The sequence below is a fragment of the Haloferula sargassicola genome (assembly GCF_040362925.1).
Classification (GTDB): domain Bacteria; phylum Verrucomicrobiota; class Verrucomicrobiia; order Verrucomicrobiales; family Akkermansiaceae; genus Haloferula; species Haloferula sargassicola.
Genome location: NZ_BAABRI010000016.1, coordinates 49,501 through 67,629, shown reverse-complemented (window position 1 = coordinate 67,629; position 18,129 = coordinate 49,501). Strand labels below are relative to the sequence as shown.

Genomic DNA, 18,129 nt, shown 5'->3' with positions numbered 1-18,129 from the left:
GGGGAGGACTCAGAGGGGCTGGCCGGAAGCCCAGGGGAGGGACTTGGTAGCGGCGGATTGTTGGTAGGCGGTGATTTGGTTTCGGGTGAGCTGGGCGGGATCTTCGCCGGCTGCTTCCTGAAGGTACCATTCAGCGGTTTTCTCCAAGGTTTCCTTGAAGTTCCACACCGGCTGCCATTGGAGCAGGTGGAAGGCTTTGTCGGTGGCAAGATTCAGCTTCGAGGCTTCATGCACCGCGGCGGGATCGGACGCATCGATCCACTCCCCCCCCGTGTGGCGAAGAAGTTCCTGAACCAGATCGGCGACCGTGCGGTTGCTGACGAGGGATGGACCGAAATTAAACCCGGACGCCATCTCCGGCCGGTCGCTGGTGGCGAGCTGCGCTCCAAGAAGGAGATAGCCGGAAAGAGGCTCCAACACATGCTGCCAGGGCCGGGTGGCGATCTTGTTGCGCACGGGGATGGCCTCGCCAGCACGCAACGCGCGAATGCAGTCCGGGACGATCCGGTCTTTCGCCCAATCTCCCCCACCGATCACGTTGCCTGCGCGCGCGGAGGCCAGTTTCACCTGCCCTCCGGGGCGGAAAAACGAGCTTCGATACGAAGCGATCACCAACTCCGCGGCACCTTTGCTCGCCGAATAGGGATCGTGGCCGCCCATGGCATCATCCTCGCGGTAGGCGTGCAACCACTCGCGATTCTCATAGCACTTGTCCGTGGTGATGCTCACCACGGCGCAGGGGCGCCCCACCTGCCGGATCGCTTCCAACACGTGGGCCGTGCCCATCACATTGGCCGCCAAGGTCTCCACCGGCCTGTCGTAGGAAAGCCGCACCAAGGGTTGGGCTGCGAGGTGGAATACCACGTCTGCCGCGGATGCCTCGATCGCCTCCGACAGCGCGGCCCGGTCGGCCAGATCACCTCGGGTATCTCCTTCCAAGCGGGAGGAAAGCCCCAACTGCCCGAATAGAACTTCGTGGGGTTGGGGATCAAGCGCGTACCCGTGCACTTCGGCTCCGAGCGAAAGCAACCACTCGGCCAGCCACGAGCCCTTGAACCCGGTGTGGCCGGTGAGAAAGACCCGCTTCCCTCGATAGAAATCGCTGAAATACATCACTGAACCCGATTCGAAGCTTACCACGTTTTCCATGGAGCCCTGCCGTCATCCCACAAGGTCTCCAACTCGATTTTGTCGCGAAGCGTATCCATCGGACGCCAGAACCCGCGGTGGCGGAAGATACCGAGTTGGCTTTGCCGGGCGAGCGTCTCCAGCGGCTCGCGTTCCCAGACCGTCGCATCACCGGCAATCGTATCGAAAACCGATGGTTCCAGCACAAAAAAGCCACCATTGATCCAAGCGCCATCCCCTTGAGGCTTTTCCTGAAACGCTGTCACCCGATCGCTTTCCAAAAGAAGGGCACCGAACCTTCCGGGAGGCTGAACTCCGGTCAGCGTCGCTTTCAAACCTGACTGCTGATGAAAGGCCACCAGCTGGCTGACGTCGACATCACCCACCCCATCACCATACGTGCAGCAAAATGCCGAATCACCCACGTAATCCTTCACCCTGAGGATGCGGCCCCCCGTCATCGTCTCGTCGCCGGTATCCACGATGGTCACCCGCCAAGGCTCGGCCTTCTTGTGGTGGACTTCCATTTCGTTGGAACGCATATCGAAGGTCACATCCGACATATGAAGGAAATAGTTGGCAAAATATTCCTTGATCACATATCCCTTGTAGCCGGCACAAATCACGAAATCATTGATCCCGTGCGAGCTGTAGATCTTCAGAATATGCCACAGAATAGGGCGACCTCCGATTTCCACCATCGGCTTGGGTTTCAGGGCGGTCTCTTCAGACAATCGGGTCCCCAGACCCCCTGCGAGAATAACGGCTTTCATCACGTAGTAGCGGTTGTTTCGATTGGCCCGTGAAAAGGGAACGGGAGAGTGCCGATCGCGCTCATCCGTGAGCCAAGGGTTTTTCACAAATGAAAAGCTCTCCGCCAGCAGCCATTGCGTAAGCCTTCAGTTCCTCGGGTGAAAAGACTTCCTCTGGCTTCACGACGGTGAGATCGAACCCGGCATCGGTGAAACGTGAGATCACATCCATCCCATAGCGCCTCACATGATCGACCTGGCCAAACAGCTCCAGCCTCTTCTTGGGGTCCTTGATCGACGGATCTTCAAAGGTTCTATCAGCGGTGATCGGAATGGTGAAAATCACCCACCCGCCAGGTTTGAGAATGCGCAGGAATTCACGCATGGCGGCCCGATCATCATCGACATGCTCGAGAACGTGGGCGCAATATGCTGCATCAAAGCAAGCGTCCGGAAGATCCATCCGACAAATATCGAGTTTCAAATCCACACAGGGCTCAAGATAGTCCGCTGTGACATAGTTCTCGCCCATCATCGAACGAAGCTTGGCCTCGAAGCATCTCTCAGGAGCAAGATGAAGGAATCGCTTCCCCTTCATTGCGAGGTCATCGACCATGCCAGTCTTTTCCCAATATTTCCAGAGCCATCGGTGACGTTCAAGGCTGTCGCAATGCAGGCAGCGTGCGTTCTTCCGTTCGGGAAAACCAAATGTCCAGAACTCCCTGGCTGTATGGTTGCAAACTGGACATTTTACGTTGGATCCGAAGGACACCAAAATCCTGAGTTGATGTTTGATTTTCTTTTTAAGATTAAGAGACATTTTAGTCTGGATTATGGTTTCAAAGGAGCGGCGACATTACTTATTTTTCAAACATACTGGGGAATCGACGCTCATCGCAGAGGCGCCACCAAATCGAGATAGTTTCTCTTCATGGTTGAAATCTCGTAATGAACCTTGAAATACCCGCGATTGTGTCGTCCCCATTCCAACCAGCAATCCTGTCTGTCCATCGCGGTTTGAAGCGCCTCATGCAACGCCGCCCCAAGATCTTCCTCCACATTCCCTGCGATCACCCCGCCAAAACCCTCGCCACAAACGGAGACATTGGCCCGCCAATCGGTCACGATCAGAGGAAGCGACCATTGCATGGCCTCGATGAGGACCATGCCGAAGGACTCATAGGGAGCGACCGAGGAAAAGACGAAGAGATCGGCCTCCTTGTAGGCTTGCTCGAGATCGACCCCGTGAAGAATCCCTTTCCAGATCACGCGGTCCTCCAATCCACAGCCTGCGATCTCCTTCTTGAGATCCTGCTCGGTATAAGGTGCGAGGGTCTCTCCCACCAGAACCAGACTGGCCTCTGGATCCCGGGCGGCGATGCTTTTGAAAGCACGGATCAAGGAAGGCGTACCCTTGTCTTCGCAGATGTGTCCGACGCTCAGCACGGTCTTTCCCGGCGGAGCAGTGCGTTGAAAGTCGTCGCCCGCCAGGTCTTCGAAAGCATTGGGAATCACCCGGATCGAGGAAATCCCGACCGAGGCCGGATCGCGTCTTCCATAGGTCGTCAATACGACGGCCTCACCGCCACAGTGGCGATAGATTCCGCGGATCAGCCGCCGGAAGCCCGGAGAAGCCAGCTCCAGATATTCGCGCAAGCCGGCCGCACGGAAATGCAGGACGACGCGGCGGGACAACAATCGCAGGACCGGGAGTAGTACGAGGTCCCGGAGGATGGGAGAGGTGTGCGGGCCGCCCACGGGATAGAGAAGCATATCGATGGGCCCTTCCATGCGCAGCTTGATGGCCCGTCCGACCACGCGCAGCAGCTCGATGATTTTCGAGATTTCGAAGCGGCGCACCCCCTCCCATGACTTTGTGAACTCGAACTTGAGATGACGCACACACAAGCCCTTTTCTGCGGCGAGCATGTCGTGCACCCTCTTGATGTTGATGTTCTGCCCTCCATACGGCGGGGGCATCTGGCCGGCGATGACCACTTGGACGGCGTCGCTAGGCAGAGAGGGCAGCATCGGACAAAAACAGGGAGGTGATATGGCTACCGAGAAGCGGACCGGCAAATGCCAGCCCCTCAACGCGACCCGACCAAGCCGGAATCGGGAGACATCCCCGCCGGAAGGATCGCGAGCTGGTCCCGGAGCGCGCTCTCGATCATGGGATCCAGGCGCAAGGCTCCGTAGTTCGCAAGGTGATGGGTATCCAAATACAAAGCGTGTCCTTGATCCACCGAAAGGAACTCCCCGTTCCGTTTCAGGAACGGTTTGGGGTCGAGGAGATCGAAGCGGGCTCCACGTTCTCTCGCCCGGCGGAATAGTTCGGTTTCGAAGTCGTTGGTTCTGGCAATGCGATCTTCATCCACCTGGGGGCTGAGTCCCAGGAAGGGGAACCTCTCGTTGAGGGCGAGGCATTTGGCGACAGGCTTCTTCCAGACCGGAACCTGCCGCATAATGTGGATCTCCAGATGATCGCGCTGGAGATCGACAAGCGTATCGGCAAACCCCCGCATGAAGCTCTCGCGGGCCTCCGGTGTCGCGTAGTTCGACCAGTATCCCACGAGGAGGAGGTGGGTCTTCCGTTCCCCTCTCCGTTCCACCGTTTCCTTCACGAAATCCGCCACTTCGCGATTGTATTCCAGGGCCTTGGAGCCCATCCGATAGTCAGGCGAGGGATTCATCCAGCCGAGCACCGGCGGGGTGCTGGCGCACATCGCGGCGGCGCCTCTCAGGTTCAACTCCCCGCAGGCATCAACGACCGCTGGCGCGAGGGCCATGGCGTGACTATCGCCCCACAGGAGCACGCTCAGGTCCTCGGTTTCGGGCCCGAACTTGAGGAGCTTCCCCGGCACGTCGCCGGGTTCGTTGCTGCGCGTGTATTTGAAGTCGCTCATTCCCGCGGCATAGCCTCGTGCCGAAGGGTCCAGACGGCGGGGAAATCCCCCGCTTCGGAGGGCGAACCCACAGAAGACCGTAATGGCGGCGACGGCGGTGGCCCCGCCGACAAACACCGAGCGCCGGCTTCTGAAGACCGCCTTGCGCCGAAACGGCGTTTCAACGAAGCGATAGGAGAGATAGGCAAGCGGAAACGACAACCCAAGGACGGCGGCGCGCAGCATCACCGATTCGTCCCAGATTTCCAGATAGTGAATGAACGAAAGCAGGGGCCAGTGCCAGAGATACAAGGAGTAGGAGATGAGCCCGATCCCCACCAGAGGTTTCCACGATAGCATGCGGCCCACTCCACTCAACCGGCCCGCGCCCGAGCTCACCCCGCTCCATATCAGCAGGGACGACCCAAGCACGGGAGGCACCGCGGCGAGACCGGGAAAAAGGGTCTTCGGACCATAGAGCCCCAGCGGCAGGAGAACGAGGACCAGCCCCAGCCACGCTCCGCCCGTCCTCCAAAAGCTCTCCTTCGGGCGGGGAACCACGGCGAGGACCGCTCCAGCCAGCAACTCCCAGGCACGCGTGGGAAGGAGAAAGAAGGTGGCAACGCGCTCTGTCCGCACGGCGATGACGGAGGCGGCCAGGCTAAGGACGATGCCGGCCACCATCGCCGCCGCCACCAGCCGCCGACCGCGGAACCTGAACAGCAGGAGGACGACGACCGGCATGAAGAGGTAGAACTGCTCTTCGACCGAAAGCGACCAGGTGTGGAGAAGCGGCTTCGCTTCCGCAGTGGAGGCGAAATAATTGGTGGTCAGCCACAGCCTCACATTGGAGGCCATCAGCATCAGTGACAATCCGACGCCCGCCACATCGCGGGCATCTTTGGGGAGATGAATCACCAGCGAACCCGCAAACACCGCCAGGACCACTACAAACAAGGCGGGGAAAATCCGCCGCATCCGTTTCTCCCAAAAGAGGACGAGGGAAAAGCTTCCTTTGTCCAGATCCCGCAGGATGTGGGAGGTGATCAGGAACCCGGAGATGACAAAGAAGATATCGACCCCGGTGTATCCCCCCGGGCATCCGAAACCCGCGTGGAAAAGGAGCACCCCCAACACGGCGATGGCACGCAATCCATCAATGTCACTGCGATAAACCAGGTTCGTCATCGTAGGGAGACGCTTTCGTTTGCCCGGACCTCACCGGATGGGGAGAACGCCGGTTCGGATTCGGAAAGGAGAACTCTTTTCATCATCAAGCGACCCACCGACGACCGGAGGGCCTCCCTCCTCCCGGCGGGGCAGGGGCCAGCCGCTACGGGGTCCGGAGCTCCCACTTGTCATGGCGATGGGTGATCGAAAGGCGCTGCTCGCCGGCAAAACGCTGCACCGCCATCCTCACCCCATCCCAACTCCAGTCATCGCCGAACAGGACGCCTCCCTCCCGGACCAGGTCCCACCAGGCGACGAGGTCCTGATAAACGTCTTCTTCCTCGTGGCTGCCGTCGAGGTAGATGAGGTCCGCCTTGATCCCGTGGAGGGAGCACCACTGGGCCGCGGTGATGGAGGGGACCGGAAACGGGGTGATCGTCTCCGTGTGGCCCGCGCGGACGATGTTGGCGAGGAAGGTGTAGTAGAGGGTCGGGTAGCCGTGGCGGAGATGGAGCGATCCGTGACGGGTGGGGTCGTCGAGATCCTCCCACATTTCCAAGGCTCCGAGCCAGGTATCGACGCAGATGATTTCCGCTTCGATGCCGGCCTCATCAAGACCGGCCGCCATCGTCAAGGCCGAGCCGCCTTTCCAGGTGCCGACCTCGATGATCCGCCGGGGCCGGACCTGCGCGATGAGTTCCCCGAACGCCGGGGAATCCGAGCCCCAGCCCGAGGCATCGTCCGGCCACGCGGTGGGATCGAATCCCTCATAGGGATCGACTTGGTGGAGCAGCGGGCGAACCCGCCCGGCACGATCGCCGGTGACTTCGAATCGCTTGGCGCCACGCAGCTTCCGAAGGCTGAAGCCGCAGCGATAGGCGAGGCCTTTGAGGAGGGTCTGGAGCTGGGTTTTCAGCATCGTGGGAAGCTTGGTGCTTGGTCCGTCGTCCGTCGTCCGTGGTCCGTGGTCCGTGGTCCGTGGTCCGTGGTCCGTGGTCCGTGGTCCGAATGCGGCGGGAGCGATAGCGTCCCTCTATCCCATGCGAAGCCAAAATGGCATGGCGTGAGCGTAGCGAGGGCAAGTCCGTGGCCCGTGGTCGAAAGGAGCGGCGTGCCTGTGGCCGCCGACGTGCCGAGCCCGCCTCGTCCAGCGTCCCCGAACCACCTGTCAACCTACGGCTCGGGATTAACGTCCGTGGTCCGTGGTCCGAATGCGGCGGGAGCGATAGCGTCCCTCTCTCCCATGCGAAGCCAAAATGGCATGGCGTGAGCGTAGCGAGGGCAAGTCCGTGGTCCGTGGACCGAAGGCAAAAACTGAAACGCTGAAAACTGAAACGCTGAATGCGGTTTTGCCGCTGTGCTCCCGGCTCCCGGCTCCCGGCTCCCGCGGTGATGGGAACAACGAAACAGGCGAAAGGGACGAAATTTAACCACGGAATACGCGGAAGGCACGGAATGGTAGGGACGTGCGCCCTCGCTCGTCCGGCCCGGGGACACGTCAGAGGATCGCGGGTGTTAAGCTCGATGCGTTTTGCGGGCGCGGAGGGCTTCGCGCAGGGATGGGGCTGGGCATGGGCGGACCATGGACCGGACGAGCGAGGGCGCTCGTCCCTACCCTTATCCTTGCAAGGGCTGTTCGGATTTCGACTCCTTCGACCGTTTCGTGGTTCCTCTTTCCTGCGGCGTCCGTGGCGCTTGGTCCGAAGGCAAAAACTGAAACGCTGAATGCGGTTTTGCCGCTGTGCTCCCAGCTCCCGGCTCCCGGCTCCCGCGGTGATGGGAACAACGAAACAGGCGAAAGGGACGAAATTTAACCACGGAATACGCGGAAGGCACGGAATGGTAGGGACGTGCGCCCTCGCTCGTCCGGCGCGGGGAGACGCCATGGGTTCGCGGGTGTTAGGCTTGATGCGGTTTGCAGGCTCGGAAGGCTTCGCGCGGGGATGGGGCTGGGCATGGGCGGACCATGGGCCGGACGAGCGAGGGCGCTCGTCCCTACCTGCGGTGTTGTTCTCGCTCCTCGCTCCTCGCTCCTGGCTACCCGCTACCCGCTCCTTTTCGCGACCACGGTCCTTCCTTCAGAGAATCATCCCCGCAGCCACCGTTTCGTTCGACCCGGGGTCGATCAGGATGAAGGAGCCGGTGTGGCGGTTCTTGCGGTAGCTGTCGTGGATCACCGGACTCGCCGTGCGCAGGCTGATGCGGCCGATGTCGTTCATCGCAAAGCCGTCGATGCCCTCGATTTTGTGCAGGGTGTTGATGTCGACGTGATACTTCACCTCCTTCACCACCGCCTGCATCTCGCGGGTGGTGTGGCGGAGGATCAGCTTGGCGCGGTGGCCCATCGGTTTGTTCGAAAACCAGCAGATCATCGCCTCGAGGTCCTGCTCGACCTTGGGCGGGTTGTTCGCCTTCACGATCATGTCGCCGCGCGAGATGTCGATCTCGTCATTCAGCGTGATGGTCACGCTCTGCGGCGCGAAGGCCTCTTCCACGGCCCCATCGGCGGTGTGGATGGCCTTGACGGTCGACTTGAAACCACTGGGCAGGGCCACGATTTCATCGCCCGGCTTGAACACGCCGCCGGCGACGCGGCCGGCGAAGCCTCGGAAGTCGTGCCACTCGTCGCTCTGCGGACGGATGACCCACTGGACGGGGAAACGGGCATCGACGTGGTTCTCCTCGCCCCCGACGTAGACGTTTTCCAGATGGTAAAGGAGCGACGGCCCCTGGTACCAGGGCATCTTGTCGGTCTTGTCGACGACGTTGTCGCCATTGAGCGCCGAGATCGGGATCGGGGTGATGTCGACGATGTTGTCGAGCCGCGAGGCAAAGGCCTCGTAGTCCTTGATGATCTGGTCGTAGATTTCCTGGGAGTAGTCGACGAGGTCCATCTTGTTGATGGCCAGGACGACGTGCTGGATGCGCAGCAGGTTGGCAATGAAGCTGTGGCGCTTGGTCTGCTCGATGACGCCCTTGCGCGCGTCGACCAAAATGATGGCCAGGTTGGCGGTCGAGGCGCCGGTCACCATGTTGCGGGTGTACTGGATGTGCCCCGGGGTGTCGGCGATGATAAATTTCCGCTTCGGCGTGGCGAAGTAGCGGTAGGCGACGTCGATGGTGATGCCCTGCTCGCGCTCGGCCTTGAGGCCGTCGGTAAGCAACGCCAGGTTGACGTGCTCATCGCCGCGGCGGCGGGAGCTTTCCTCGACGGCTTCGAGCTGGTCCTCGAAGATCGACTTGGAGTCGTAAAGCAAGCGGCCGATGAGGGTGGATTTGCCGTCGTCGACGCTGCCGGCGGTGGTGAAGCGTAATAAATCCATGAGTGGTGCGTGAGTATTCTGAGGAGGCGGGCAGTGCTTCGGTGTTTCGGGAGCCGGTGTTTCGATTTCGAGTGCGGACTTCTTGATCTGAAGCACCGGCTTCCGAAGTACGGAAACCCAGGAAATGGTATTTCGGTTTTCGGCGCGGACCGTCAGAAACAGAAGGCTTTGTGGTTGTTCATCATGCTGCCGAGCTGGCGACCGATTTTTTCTGCGCGGCTGATGAATGCCGCGGCAGTTTCAGGATCGAGATAGTCGCAGGCGCGGGCGGAATCGAGCCAGTGGAGGGTTTCCTGAAGTTCGCCGTCGGAGTCGGTGAGCTTGGAGAGAAAATGAGCGGGATAGCGGCGTTTGGCCCAGGCTTCAGAGATGCAGGCTCCAACAGAGCGGGAGGAGCGGCGGATCTGATCGATCAGCGAGTAGGTCTCCTCGCGAGGCCAGCTCTTCGTGGCCGCGAAGATGTCCTGCTGCAAAGAGAAGGCCGCCTGATAGACCTCCAGCTCCCGCCAAGAATTGACCATCGCCATGATTATGAAACGTTTTGGTTCTTAACCGAAACACCGTCCACCGAAGCCCCGAAGCACGGAGCGCAGCGACTCAGAAGTACCCTTCCTTCTTCCGGTCTTCCATCGAGGTCTCGGAGCGTTTGTCGTCGGCGCGGTTGCCGCGCTCGGTCTGGCGGGCGGCGGCGACTTCCTCGATGATCTTGTCCATCGTGTCGGCGTCGGACTCGACGGCACCGGTGATGGTGGCATCCCCCATGGTGCGGAAGCGGATCATCTTGCGCTCGACCTTTTCGCCCTCGCGCGGCTGCACGAACTCGCTGACGGCGAGGATGGTGCCGTTGCGGGTGACGGTGTCCCGCTCGTGGGCGTAGTAGAGGCTGGGGAGGACGATGTTTTCCCGCTTCATGTACATCCAGATGTCCATCTCGGTGAAATTGGACAGCGGGAACACGCGGAAGTGCTCCCCTTGCTGCATCCGGCCGTTGAACAGGTTCCACAGCTCGGGGCGCTGGTTCTTCGGGTCCCACTGGCCGAAGTCGTCGCGGTGGGAAAAGAAGCGCTCCTTCGCGCGGGCCTTCTCCTCGTCGCGGCGGCCGCCGCCCAGAACGGCGTCGAACTGGTGCTCCTCGATGGTGTCCAGAAGCGTCGTGGTTTGCAGCCGGTTGCGCGAGGCGTCGGGCCCTTTTTCCTCGGTCACGCGGCCCTTGTCGATGGACTCCTGCACGGACCCGATCACCAGCCGGGCGTTCATTTTCTCCGCGAACTCGTCGCGGTAGGCGATGGTCTCGGGGAAATTGTGGCCGGTATCCACGTGGACCAGCGGAAACGGCAGCCGCGAGGGGTGGAAAGCCTTGCGGGCGATCCAGGCCATCACGATCGAATCCTTGCCGGCGGAGAACAACAGACCCGGGTTCTGGAACTGGGCCGCGGTCTCGCGGAGGATGAAGATCGCCTCGGCTTCAAGCTGGTCGAGGTGGGAAAGCTGGTAGTTGGGCATGGCGATGACGTCGGAGAAGGCGGGCAGGAAAGGCCGAATCCGGACGGCCGACAAGAATAACTTAGCTTGCTGAGTAAGTTGCTAAGGTATTCTCCTGCGAGAACGGGGTGGCCGAGGGCGGATCCGGGTCAGGAGATGACTCCGGTGGTGCGGACCCACTCGAGGATTTCGAACACGGAATCCTCGACGGAGAGCTGCTCGGTATCGAGAACCAGGCCGGGATCCTGAGGTTCCTCGAAGTCGCTGTCGCGGCCGGTGAAGTCCGGGATTTCGCCTGCGGCGGCCTTGGCATAGAGGCCTTTGGGGTCGCGCTGCTGGCAGGTGGCGTAGCTGGCCTTGACGTAAATCTCGCGGAAGTCGTCGCCGAGGATGCCGCGGGCGAGGTCGCGGAGGGCACCCTTGGGGGTGATCAGCGAGCAGATGACGATGACGCCGTTGGCGGCGAGGACCTTGGCGAGCTCGGCGGTGCGGCGGATGTTCTCCATGCGGTCCTCGTCGCTGAAGCCGAGGTTGCTGTTGAGGCCGGTGCGGAGGTTGTCGCCATCGAGCCGGATGACGAAGCGTCCCTGGTCGTGGAGCACGTGCTCGAGGGCCCCCGCGATGGTGGACTTACCCGATCCGGAAAGGCCGCAGAGCCAGAGGACGCCGCCCTTTTGCCCGAGGAGGGATTCCTTGTGGTGGCGTGGCAGCGTGGCGTGAGGGTGGATGTGCATGGTGGGAAAGTGGTGGATCGGTATTTCCGTGGGCGGTGTTTCGGGTGCCGGTGTTTTGGGAGTGGCGGCCGTGTGACTGAATGACCGAAACACTGTAGCATCGAAACACCGAAACACTGCTTCACCCGCCCCTCGCATGATCGAGGAGCGAGTAGAAGATGAACCTCGAATTGTGAACCAGGTAGCGACGGAAGAGGCGCCGGGGTTCGCGGGCGATGCGGTAGGCCCATTCGAGTCCGCAGCGCTGGAGCACCGGCGGGGCCTGCGCCACCTCGCCGGCGTGGAAGGCGAAGGCGGCCCCGATGCCGAAATACACGCCGGGCGGCAGGGCATCCTTGTGCCTGGCGATCCAGTGCTCCTGCTTGGGGCAGCCGAGGCCGACCCAGATCAAGTTCGCTCCCGAGTCGCGAATGCGCTCGCAGATGCGGTCGAACTCGTCCGCCGGCCACTCGCCGAAGGGCGGTGAGTAGGCGCCAGCGACGGTGGCTCCGGGGAAACGATCGCCGAATGCCTGGCGGAGCTTGTCGAGGGTCGATTCGCGCCCGCCGAGCAGGAAGTGGCGGTAGCCGTCCGCGCCGCTGGCAGCGCGGAAGGTTTCCAGCATCAAGGTCGGGCCGTAAACCCGGTCGCGAAGGCGCTCGCCCTCCGGCAGGGCCGCATTGAGCGACCAGACCAGCGGCATGCCGTCGGGCACGATCAAGTCGAAGCAATCCATGGCGCGGCCGAACTCCCGATCGTGCCGCGCCAGGGCGGCGACGTGGGTATTGGCCGCCTCGACGGCGACCGCGGAGCGGGCGGTCCGCGCCTGTTCAAGGATCCAGGCGACCGCACCGGCATAGTCGGTGCAGGCCAGCGGCAGTCCGATCACCGGCAGGGTCTTCATTTGAAAAAGGGATCGCGAACGGTGTCTCAGGCGCGGCCGCGAAGGACACGCGAGAGGCCGGCCTCGATGCGGACCGCCAGCTCGGCCGCCCACTCGAGATCTTCGACGGGCTCGATCTGGAACGAGCCGGCGAAGGCATCGGAAAGAACCCGGGTGGCCGCCCACGCCGCGGCGATGCACCGGCGGTGCGCGATGGAGCCGGAGCATTCGAAGCTCTCGGCCAGCAGGGCCGCGGGGCGGGCCCCGAAACGGCGGGCCCAAGCGGCCATCGAGCGGCAGCCCCGCTGCTCGAGCTGCCGGCCGATCGCCGCGCATTCGACGGCGAGGTCCCGGGCATCCAGCCACAGCTGGTATTCATCGAAATGAAACTGGGGACCGCTTCTCATGTCGGAGTGGTTGAAAGCAAGCAGGATGCCGGACGCCGGCCCCGACGGCAATACGGATCCACGGCACGCCGCGCCGGGCCCGATCCGCGGTGCGATCCCCGCGGGAAGGAGAAACCGAAACCGCGGCCGGAAACTCTCACTCCTTCGCCACCGAGACCTTGTGGCCGTGGGCTTTGAGCAAGGCGTGGCGCTTGGCCACATCGAGGTCGCTGGCCACCATTTCGGCGCACATTTCCTCGACCGTGATCTCCGGCACCCAGCCGAGCTTCTGCTTGGCCTTCGCCGGGTCGCCGAGCAGGGTTTCCACCTCCGCCGGGCGGAAATAACGGGGATCCACGCGCACGATCACGTCGCCGACCGTCACGCCGGGAGCGTTGTCGCCTTCCACCGCGGTCACGGTGGCCCGTTCATCGACGCCTTCGCCGCTGAACTCAACGGTGATGCCCGCTTCCTTGGCCGACATGCGGACGAACTCGCGAACGGAGATCTGTTTCCCCGTCGCGATCACGAAATCCTCCGGCGCGTCCTGCTGGAGCATCATCCACTGCATGCGGACGTAGTCCTTGGCGTGGCCCCAGTCGCGCAGCGAATCCATGTTACCGAGGTAGAGGCATTGCTCGAGGCCCTGGGCGATGTTGGCGATGCCGCGGGTGATCTTGCGGGTCACGAAGGTCTCGCCGCGGCGCGGGGACTCGTGGTTGAAGAGGATCCCGTTGCAGGCATAGATGCCATAGGACTCGCGGTAGTTCACCGTGATCCAGTAGGCATACATCTTGGCCACCGCATACGGAGAGCGGGGATAAAACGGCGTGGTTTCCTTCTGCGGAATCTCCTGCACCAGCCCGTAGAGCTCGGAGGTGGAGGCCTGATAGAAGCGGGTCTTCTTTTCCAGCCCCAGGAAACGGATGGCCTCCAGCAGGCGCAGCGTGCCGATGGCATCGACGTCCGCGGTGTATTCCGGCGACTCGAAGGAAACGGCCACGTGCGACTGGGCACCGAGGTTGTAGACCTCGTCCGGCTGCACCTCGCTGAGGATGCGGGTCAGGTTCGAGGTATCGGTGAGGTCGCCGTAGTGGAGCTTGAAGCGGGCATGCTCGACATGCGGATCCTCATAAAGGTGATCCACGCGTTCGGTGTTGAAGAGCGAGGCGCGGCGCTTGATGCCATGCACTTCGTAGCCTTTCTCGAGGAGAAACTCGGCGAGATAGGAACCGTCCTGACCGGTGATGCCGGTGATGAGCGCTTTTTTCATGTTAGCAGAGAGAGGAGAAATTTGATGTCGGAAGGTCGAAGGTCGAAGGTCAGCCCCGGAGATGCTTGGCCAGTGATTCAATGCCCTTGCTGAGGTTCTCGCTACGCAGGCGAAGCGATCCAGCTGCTGCTGGAGAAAGGTAGCCACGGTCCTCGGCAAGATAGAGCATGCTGCGGACCTCTCCGTTCGAGCCCTTGGCGATATCGAGAAAACGTGCGAAATCCTGATCGCTCCGCCGTTCAAAACCCTCGGCGATGTTGTTCATCACGGAGACGCCGGCCCGCTGGATCTGATCCTTGAATCCGAAATCCCGGGAAGCACAGGATTCGGGCCCAAAGACATCGTAGACAGCATTCGCTTGAACGCGGGAATTCTGCCAGATGCGGAGGTCTTCAAATCTCTGAGCGGTCATGATTTTCGAGTCTGAATGGGTGAACCATGGGGTCGGCGGGTCATCTCGGGCTTTTAGACTTTCAGACCTTTGACGCCCGGCAGGCGCTCACAACCTCGCGGCGCCGGCTTCGAGGGAGGAGAGGAAATCCTGGTAAGCATCCGCGAGGCCAGCCTCGAGGCTTACCGCGGGCGACCAGCCGGTTTCGCGGATCAGGGTGTTGTCCATCAGCTTGCGCGGAGTGCCATCGGGCTTGGAGGGATCGGTCTTGATTTCACCCTCGAAGCCGACCGTTTTCGCCACCAGCGAGGCGAGGTCGAAAATCGTGACGTCGTCGCCGAAGCCGACATTGACCCAGTCCGGCGGGTCCTCCAGGCCGATGAGATGGAAGCAGGCCTTGGCGAGATCGTCGGTATGAAGGAATTCACGGCGCGGCGTGCCGGTGCCCCAGATGGTGACTTCTTCGGCACCGGCTTCCTTGGCTTCATGGAAGCGGCGGATCAGCGCGGGGATCACGTGGGAATTCTCGGCGTGGTAGTTGTCGCCGGGGCCGTAGAGATTGGTCGGCATCGCCGAGTGATACATCAGGCCGTGCTGGGCGCGGTAATGCTGGCACATCTTCAGGCCGGCGATCTTGGCGATGGCGTAGGCCTCGTTGGTGACTTCCAGCGGGCTGGTCAGCAGGCAGCTCTCGGGCATCGGCTGCGGCGCGTGCTTGGGGTAGATGCAGGATGAGCCGAGGAACAGGACGCGCCCGACCCCGGCCTGCCGGCAGCCTTCGATGCAGTTGGCGGCGATGGCGAGGTTTTCGTAGATGAAGTCGGCCGGATAGGTCGAGTTGGCGTGGATGCCGCCGACCTTGGCCGCAGCGATGACCACGATGTCCGGCTTTTCCTCCGCCAGAAAGGCGAAGGTGCTCGCCTGGTCACAGAGGTCCACGCGATCGCGCCCGGCGGTCAGGACTTCGTAGGAACCAAGCCGCCCGGCCTCGCGCACGAGGGCGGATCCGACCATGCCGCGGTGTCCGGCGATGAAGATTTTTTTCATAAGAGCAAAGAGCTTGGAACAGGGAGCGGAGGGAAAGACGAAGAAGCGCGGGTCTTGCTCCGCGCTCCATGCTTTGCGCCCTACGCTTTCACCACTTGGCCGGACCTCGTGGCGACCCCCGCCATGGCGTTGCGGGTATCGACGATCAGGTCCGCGGCGGCGGCGAGCTGAAGCAGATCGAAGGCCTGATGGTGGGTGGAAATGACGATGCAGTCCTGGGCGCGGAGGTTCTCCTCGGACCAATCGAGCGACTGGGTGCCGGCCCAGTCCATGTGCTCGCGGGTCGGACCGACGACCGGCACGTGGGGATCGTGAAACGCGACTTCCGCGCCGAGGCGCTTGAAGCCATCGAGCAGGGCGAAGGTGGGCGACTCACGCATGTCATCGACATCCGCCTTGTAGGCCAGGCCGAGCAGGAGAATTCGGCTGCCCTTCACCGCCTTGCCGCGGGAGTTGAGCGCCTCCATGGTACGATGGATGACGTAGTCCGGCATGCCGCGGTTGATCTCGCCGGCCAGCTCGATGAAGCGGGTATGGACGCCGAACTCCCGCGCTTTCCACGTGAGGTAGAAAGGATCGATCGGGATGCAGTGCCCGCCGAGGCCGGGACCGGGGTAGAAGGCTTTGAATCCGAAGGGCTTGGTGGAGGCGGCGCGGATCACCTCCCAGATGTCGATGCCCATCCGGTCGGCGGCGATCTTGAGCTCGTTGACGAGGCCGATGTTCACCGCGCGGTAGATGTTCTCCAGCAGCTTGGTCAGCTCCGCGACCTTGCAGGAGCTGACGGGCACCACCTGATCGAAGACCGCGCCGTAGAGCGCGACGCCGGCCTCGAGGCAGGCCGGCGTGACGCCCCCGACGACTTTGGGGATGTTGGTGGCGGCGAAGTCGGGATTTCCCGGATCCTCGCGCTCGGGGGAATACACGACGTGGAGGTCCGTGCCGACCTCGAAGCCGGCCGCCTGCACGCGGGTCACCAGTTCCTCGTCGGTGGTGCCGGGGTAGGTGGTGCTTTCCAGGCTGACGGTCTGACCTTTCCGGAAATGGGGTGCCAGCGACTCGATGGTCGCGACCACGTAGCTGAGGTCGGGCTCGAAGTGCTCGTCGAGCGGCGTGGGCACGCAGAGGATCAGGGCATCGCACTCCGCGGCGCGGGAGAAATCGGTGGTGGCCTCGAGCTGGCCGCCGGCCCTGGCCTCGGCGACCTGGGCGTCGGGGATGTGCTTGATGTAGGTGCGCCCGGCGGCCAGCGCCTCGGGCTTGGCGGGATCGATATCGAAACCGATCGCCCGGAAGCCCGCGCGGGCGTAGGCAAGCAGCAGCGGGAGGCCAACGTAGCCGAGGCCGACGACCCCGATCACATGGTCGGGACTGAGTTTGGATTCCGTTTCGCTCAAAGTTCGCTCGCGTATCGCGCGGTGAGTTTTTCCGCCTCCTTCAAAGCCATCGCGGTCACCTGGTCCATGTTGTAATAGCGGTAGGTGCCGAGGCGGCCGATGAAGCTCACGTTTTCCTCCGTGGCGGCCAGCTCGGCATAGCGCGCGTAGGCCGCGGCGGCATCGGGGGCGGGGACGGGATAGTAGGGTTCGTCGTCCGGCGTCCAGTCCTTCGGGTATTCGCGGACGATGGTGCTGGCGTCGATGTCCTGCCCGGTGGCGTGCTTGATTTCCACGATGCGGGTGAAGGGCACCTCGGGATCCGGGTAGTTGACCTGCATTTCCGGCTGCCAGTGACCGTCCTTGCCGGAAATCCCACGCCGCGCGGCGAGCTCATCCGCCGTGAAGCTCTCGTGTTCGAAGCGCAGCGTCCGGTAGGGCAGCGCGCCGAAACGACGGCCATAGTACTCATCGATGGGCCCGGTGAACACGAGGTGCCGCCACTGCCAGCGCCCGCCCGCTTCGCGGAAATCCGTGCCCAACTCCACTTCGAGGCCGGGCGAGGCGGCGATCATCCGCTCGAACATCCGGGTGTAGCCCTCGGCCGGCAGCGCCTGGAAGCTTTCCTTGAGGTAGCGGTCGTCGCGGTCCGTGCGGATCGGCAGGCGCCCGCAGACCGAAGCGTCGAGGTCGCGCGGGTGGCGGTTCCACTGCTTGATGGTGTAGCCCTCGAAGAACAGCTCGTAGAGCTCGCGGCCGACCTGCGAAACGATGACTTCCTCGGAATTGGCCGGCGTTTCCACCGGCTCGCGGTGCTCGGCCAGCCAGGCCTCGAACTCGGCGCTGGTGGCCTCGCGCCCGATCAGCTGCTCGAAGGTCGCGAGGTTGATCGGGAAACTCCAGTAGCGGCCGCGGGTGAAGCTTTTCACCCGGTAATCGACCGGGTGCCAGCCGGTGAACTGCGACAGGTAATCGACGATCCGCGGCGAGTTCGTACGAAAATAGTGGGGGCCGTAGGGGTGGACCAGCACGCCCGCGTCATCGATGGCATCGTAGGCATTTCCCGCGATGTGCCCGCGGCGGTCGACGACCACGCAGCGGAAGCCGGCCCGGCTCAGGCGCTCCGCCGCCACCAGCCCGGCAAAGCCCGCGCCGACGATGAGGAAGTCGATGGCGGTCGGCTCGGGCATGTCGGGATCCGGATCACGGCGGGATCGGAAAGGCAGCAACCGCCTCCCGGTGCCGGTCCGGCACGCTGCCGCCCTTGGTCGCTTGTCCGAAACGCGGACAAAACCATCGGGCGGGGAAAACGTCGGTTCT

The 18,129-nt window shown here is 62.6% G+C and carries 17 protein-coding genes; all 17 read right to left on the bottom strand.

Annotated features, from left to right (window positions below; genetic code table 11):
• Positions 1-9: 9 nt before the first annotated feature.
• The 17 genes from rfbG to ABXH26_RS14170 all read right to left on the bottom strand — a co-directional run bounded on the left by rfbG (position 10) and on the right by ABXH26_RS14170 (position 17,999).
• Positions 10-1,149, bottom strand: a complete 1,140-nt coding sequence (rfbG, locus tag ABXH26_RS14250) for a CDP-glucose 4,6-dehydratase (RefSeq protein WP_353567753.1) — start codon at positions 1,147-1,149, stop codon at positions 10-12.
• Entirely contained in the window at positions 1,134-1,901 is a 768-nt protein-coding gene (gene rfbF, locus ABXH26_RS14245) for a glucose-1-phosphate cytidylyltransferase (protein WP_353567803.1), read from the bottom strand. Before rfbF ends, rfbG begins: the two co-directional genes overlap by 16 nt.
• Before the next feature lie 61 nt (positions 1,902-1,962).
• Entirely contained in the window at positions 1,963-2,700 is a 738-nt protein-coding gene (locus ABXH26_RS14240; protein WP_353567752.1) for a class I SAM-dependent methyltransferase, read from the bottom strand.
• A gap of 71 nt (positions 2,701-2,771) precedes the next feature.
• A complete protein-coding gene (locus tag ABXH26_RS14235) occupies positions 2,772-3,911 on the bottom strand; it encodes a glycosyltransferase family 4 protein (protein WP_353567751.1) in 1,140 nt (379 codons plus the stop codon).
• A gap of 59 nt (positions 3,912-3,970) precedes the next feature.
• A complete protein-coding gene (locus tag ABXH26_RS14230) occupies positions 3,971-5,953 on the bottom strand; it encodes an acyltransferase family protein (RefSeq protein WP_353567750.1) in 1,983 nt (660 codons plus the stop codon).
• A 145-nt stretch (positions 5,954-6,098) separates the two neighbouring features.
• The gene (locus ABXH26_RS14225) at positions 6,099-6,854 is read right to left on the bottom strand and encodes a class I SAM-dependent methyltransferase (protein WP_353567749.1); all 756 of its coding nucleotides are present in this window, start codon (positions 6,852-6,854) and stop codon (positions 6,099-6,101) included.
• A 1,159-nt stretch (positions 6,855-8,013) separates the two neighbouring features.
• Positions 8,014-9,258, bottom strand: a complete 1,245-nt coding sequence (gene cysN / locus ABXH26_RS14220) for a sulfate adenylyltransferase subunit CysN (protein ID WP_353567748.1) — start codon at positions 9,256-9,258, stop codon at positions 8,014-8,016.
• Between the two features lie 152 nt (positions 9,259-9,410).
• Complete coding sequence (locus tag ABXH26_RS14215; protein ID WP_353567747.1) at positions 9,411-9,785, bottom strand: four helix bundle protein; 375 nt, start codon at positions 9,783-9,785, stop codon at positions 9,411-9,413.
• A 70-nt stretch (positions 9,786-9,855) separates the two neighbouring features.
• Positions 9,856-10,761 (bottom strand): sulfate adenylyltransferase subunit CysD, encoded by a 906-nt coding sequence (gene cysD, locus ABXH26_RS14210; RefSeq protein ID WP_353567802.1) that lies wholly within the window; start codon positions 10,759-10,761, stop codon positions 9,856-9,858.
• A gap of 128 nt (positions 10,762-10,889) precedes the next feature.
• A complete protein-coding gene (gene cysC / locus ABXH26_RS14205; protein WP_353567746.1) occupies positions 10,890-11,474 on the bottom strand; it encodes an adenylyl-sulfate kinase in 585 nt (194 codons plus the stop codon).
• Between the two features lie 121 nt (positions 11,475-11,595).
• Positions 11,596-12,357, bottom strand: coding sequence for a WecB/TagA/CpsF family glycosyltransferase (locus ABXH26_RS14200; RefSeq protein ID WP_353567745.1), 762 nt, complete (start codon positions 12,355-12,357; stop codon positions 11,596-11,598).
• Positions 12,358-12,383: 26 nt separating this feature from the next.
• The gene (locus ABXH26_RS14195; RefSeq protein ID WP_353567744.1) at positions 12,384-12,743 is read right to left on the bottom strand and encodes a hypothetical protein; all 360 of its coding nucleotides are present in this window, start codon (positions 12,741-12,743) and stop codon (positions 12,384-12,386) included.
• Between the two features lie 136 nt (positions 12,744-12,879).
• Positions 12,880-13,995 carry a GDP-mannose 4,6-dehydratase gene (gene gmd / locus ABXH26_RS14190; RefSeq protein ID WP_353567743.1) on the bottom strand — a complete coding sequence of 372 codons (1,116 nt, stop codon included), beginning with the start codon at positions 13,993-13,995 and terminating at the stop codon, positions 12,880-12,882.
• Between the two features lie 49 nt (positions 13,996-14,044).
• Positions 14,045-14,407: a four helix bundle protein gene (locus tag ABXH26_RS14185; protein ID WP_353567742.1), complete on the bottom strand. Its 363-nt coding sequence runs from the start codon at positions 14,405-14,407 to the stop codon at positions 14,045-14,047.
• 87 nt (positions 14,408-14,494) lie between these two features.
• On the bottom strand, positions 14,495-15,433 hold the full coding sequence (locus tag ABXH26_RS14180) for a GDP-L-fucose synthase family protein (RefSeq protein WP_353567741.1): 939 nt from the start codon (positions 15,431-15,433) through the stop codon (positions 14,495-14,497).
• An 80-nt stretch (positions 15,434-15,513) separates the two neighbouring features.
• Positions 15,514-16,794, bottom strand: a complete 1,281-nt coding sequence (locus ABXH26_RS14175) for a nucleotide sugar dehydrogenase (protein ID WP_353567740.1) — start codon at positions 16,792-16,794, stop codon at positions 15,514-15,516.
• Positions 16,795-16,826: 32 nt separating this feature from the next.
• Entirely contained in the window at positions 16,827-17,999 is a 1,173-nt protein-coding gene (locus tag ABXH26_RS14170) for a UDP-galactopyranose/dTDP-fucopyranose mutase family protein (RefSeq protein ID WP_353567739.1), read from the bottom strand.
• Between the last annotated feature and the right edge of the window lie 130 nt (positions 18,000-18,129).

What these genes read in the sequence shown, in the direction of transcription:
- rfbG (WP_353567753.1), bottom strand. Translation starts at nt 1,149, where the DNA reads ATGGAAAACGTGGTAAGCTTCGAATCGGGTTCAGTGATGTATTTCAGC.
- gmd (WP_353567743.1), bottom strand. Translation starts at nt 13,995, where the DNA reads ATGAAAAAAGCGCTCATCACCGGCATCACCGGTCAGGACGGTTCCTAT.
- cysD (WP_353567802.1), bottom strand. Translation starts at nt 10,761, where the DNA reads ATGCCCAACTACCAGCTTTCCCACCTCGACCAGCTTGAAGCCGAGGCG.
- ABXH26_RS14200 (WP_353567745.1), bottom strand. Translation starts at nt 12,357, where the DNA reads ATGAAGACCCTGCCGGTGATCGGACTGCCGCTGGCCTGCACCGACTAT.
- ABXH26_RS14185 (WP_353567742.1), bottom strand. Translation starts at nt 14,407, where the DNA reads ATGACCGCTCAGAGATTTGAAGACCTCCGCATCTGGCAGAATTCCCGC.
- ABXH26_RS14235 (WP_353567751.1), bottom strand. Translation starts at nt 3,911, where the DNA reads ATGCTGCCCTCTCTGCCTAGCGACGCCGTCCAAGTGGTCATCGCCGGC.
- ABXH26_RS14225 (WP_353567749.1), bottom strand. Translation starts at nt 6,854, where the DNA reads ATGCTGAAAACCCAGCTCCAGACCCTCCTCAAAGGCCTCGCCTATCGC.
- ABXH26_RS14215 (WP_353567747.1), bottom strand. Translation starts at nt 9,785, where the DNA reads ATGGCGATGGTCAATTCTTGGCGGGAGCTGGAGGTCTATCAGGCGGCC.
- rfbF (WP_353567803.1), bottom strand. Translation starts at nt 1,901, where the DNA reads ATGAAAGCCGTTATTCTCGCAGGGGGTCTGGGGACCCGATTGTCTGAA.
- ABXH26_RS14195 (WP_353567744.1), bottom strand. Translation starts at nt 12,743, where the DNA reads ATGAGAAGCGGTCCCCAGTTTCATTTCGATGAATACCAGCTGTGGCTG.
- ABXH26_RS14240 (WP_353567752.1), bottom strand. Translation starts at nt 2,700, where the DNA reads ATGTCTCTTAATCTTAAAAAGAAAATCAAACATCAACTCAGGATTTTG.
- cysC (WP_353567746.1), bottom strand. Translation starts at nt 11,474, where the DNA reads ATGCACATCCACCCTCACGCCACGCTGCCACGCCACCACAAGGAATCC.
- cysN (WP_353567748.1), bottom strand. Translation starts at nt 9,258, where the DNA reads ATGGATTTATTACGCTTCACCACCGCCGGCAGCGTCGACGACGGCAAA.
- ABXH26_RS14180 (WP_353567741.1), bottom strand. Translation starts at nt 15,433, where the DNA reads ATGAAAAAAATCTTCATCGCCGGACACCGCGGCATGGTCGGATCCGCC.
- ABXH26_RS14230 (WP_353567750.1), bottom strand. Translation starts at nt 5,953, where the DNA reads ATGACGAACCTGGTTTATCGCAGTGACATTGATGGATTGCGTGCCATC.
- ABXH26_RS14170 (WP_353567739.1), bottom strand. Translation starts at nt 17,999, where the DNA reads ATGCCCGAGCCGACCGCCATCGACTTCCTCATCGTCGGCGCGGGCTTT.